General features: G+C 45.8%; 1 protein-coding gene. It reads left to right on the top strand.

Annotated features, from left to right (window positions below; genetic code table 11):
* A partial coding sequence (locus A3751_RS16125) for an LOG family protein (protein ID WP_197466411.1) occupies positions 1-378 on the top strand: 378 nt, incomplete at both ends.

The raw sequence follows: 378 nt of genomic DNA, 5'->3' as shown, positions 1-378 counted from the left end.
TGAGTTGACCATTTTGCCCGACATCGAAAAACGACTCGAAGCGTTTGTGCGCTTGGGACATGCAATCATCGTATTTCCCGGTGGTGTTGGAACGGCAGAAGAGATTCTCTATATTCTGGGCGTACTCTTACACCCAAAAAACCGCGATATGCCTTTCCCCTTGGTTTTCAGTGGCCCCGCGTCAAGCAAGGACTACTTCGAGATGATCGATGCCTTCATCGGAAAAACATTGGGAAAAGAAGCGCAAAGTCGCTACAAAATCATTATTGATGATCCTGTTGCGGTCGCCAAGTATGTAAAAACACACTTAGAAGAAGTCAAAGCATACCGACGCAAACGCCGAGACGCCTTTTATTACAACTGGCTGTTAAAAATTGA

It is taken from the genome of Oleiphilus sp. HI0080 (assembly GCF_001635135.1).
Note: the sequence above shows the minus strand (reverse complement) of the source record. Positions and strands in the feature narration are given on the sequence as shown.